General features: G+C 63.9%; 1 protein-coding gene. It reads right to left on the bottom strand.

Annotation, left to right across the window (positions count from 1 at the left end):
* Positions 1 to 2,162 (bottom strand): hypothetical protein (locus tag H074_RS40625; protein WP_007028613.1); only part of this gene is annotated, 2,162 nt, incomplete at both ends.

Here is a 2,162-nt window from a genome sequence, read left to right as displayed (position 1 = left end):
GCAGGACGCCAGCCCACCACATCCACCGGCACACCCTCAGGAATCTCTGGCCCCTTAAGACGCCGCCACAGCACACTGACCTGAGTCTGACTGACCAGAACACCGGACAAATCAACGACTTCCGCCTGTGACTTCTTTCCGTGAAGACCTGCCACCCAGGCATCGACCCACTCCTGGGCCATCTGACTCGAGCGCGGCCGGTTCCCCGTTTTCAACTTGAAACCTGCCGGCTGGGGCCGTGATTCCAGGAAAGCCCTCAACGTCCGCGGACCGGTGCCGTCCTCCGCGGGACGCCACCCCACCACCTCAGGCCGGGTCAGCACCCCCGGCACCGAAGAACCACCACCCTCTCCCGGCACCGGACCAGCCCCGGAAACATCCCCCTCCGACACCCCCGCATCCGACTCCATGGCAAGGCCCGCCCACAACGCCCCCACCAGGTTCCTGTTGATCAAGCCATCGGACAGTTTCGCGACATCCGCCTGCGGCATCTTCCCGTAAAGCTTTGCCGCCCAGGCATTGATCCAGCCCTGGGCGACCACACTCGCCCTCGACCCCTTCCGGCCCTTCGATTTCAGGGTGAAACCTGCCGGGAGGTCCCCTCGCGTGTTCAGGAAATCCCGGAACGTGCGGGGTCCCGTGCCATCCGGTGCAGGACGCCAGCCCACCACATCCACCGGCACACCCTCAGGAATCTCTGGCCCCTTAAGACGCCGCCACAGCAAACTGACCAGAGGGTAACTCACCAATTCCCCGGACAGTTTCACGACTTCCGCCTGCGTCATCTTTTCGCGGAGCTTTCCCGCCCAGGCATTGATCCACTCCTGGGCCATCTGACTCGAATGCGGCCGGTCCTTCGATTTCAGGCCGAAACCTGCCGGGTGGGGCCGTGATTCCAGGAAAGCCCTCAACGTCCGCGGACCGGTGCCGTCCTCCGCGGGACGCCACCCCACCACCTCAGGCCGGGTCAGCACCCCCGAATCCGAAGAACCACCACCCCCAGGAACATCCCCCTCCGACACCCCCGCGTCCGGCTTATTCGCGATAGCTCCCCACAAAACCCCCACCTGGTTCTTACCGATCAAGCCATCGGACAGTTCCGCGACTTTCGCATACGCCATCTTTCCGTAAAGCTTTCCGGCCCAGGCATTGATCCAGCCCTGGGCGACCGCACTCGTGATCGCCCCCGTCCGGCCCTTCGGCTTCAGGGTGAAACCTGCCGGGAGGTCCCCTCGCGTGTTCAGGTAATCCCGGAGCGTGCGGGGTTCCGTGTCATCCGGTGCAGGACGCCAGTCCACCACATCCACCGGCACATCCTCAGGAATCCACGGCCGATCAAGACGCCGCCACAGCCGGCCGATCTGATTCTGTCCGACCAATTCCCCGGACAGTTTCACGACTTCCGCCTGCGTCATCTCCTCGTGCAGGTCTTTCACCCAGGCATTGATCCAGTTCTTGGCCATCTGGCTCGAGCGCGGCCGGTCCTTCGTTTTCAGGCCGAAACCTGGCGGCTGGGGCCGTGATTCCAGGAAAGCCTTCAACGTCCGCGGACCGGTGCCGTCCTTCGCGGGACGCCACCCCACCACCTCAGGCCGGGTCAGCACCCCCGAATCCGAAGAACCACCACCCCCAGGAACATCCCCCTCCGACACCCCCGCGTCCGGCTCATCCGCGATAGCTCCCCACAACACCCCCACCTGGTTCTTACCGATCAAGCCATCGGACAGTTCCGCGACTTTCGCATACGCCATCTTTCCGTAAAGCTTTGCCGCCCAGGCATTGATCCAGCCCTGGGCCAGCTTGTTCGAGCGCGGTCGGCTCGCTGACTTCAGTTCGAAGCCGTCCGGGAGGCCTCCTCGCGTGTTCAGGTAATCCCGGAGCGTGCGGGGTCCCGTGCCATCCGGTGCAGGACGCCAGTCCACCACATCCACCGGCACATCCTCAGGAATCTCTGGCCCCTTAAGACGCTGCCACAACTCGCTGACCTGCGTCTGGCTGACCAAGCGACCGGACAAATCCACGACCGCCTGCAGCGTCATTTCTTCTCCGTGCAGGTCTTTCACCCAGGCATTGATCCAGTTCTTGGCCTTCTGGCTCGAGCGCGGCCGGTCCTTCGTTTTCAGGCCGAAACCTGGCGGCTGGGGCCGTGATTCCAGGAAAGC

The sequence above is a fragment of the Amycolatopsis decaplanina DSM 44594 genome, from assembly GCF_000342005.1.
Taxonomy (GTDB): domain Bacteria; phylum Actinomycetota; class Actinomycetes; order Mycobacteriales; family Pseudonocardiaceae; genus Amycolatopsis; species Amycolatopsis decaplanina.
This window is presented reverse-complemented; position numbering and strand designations above follow the sequence as displayed.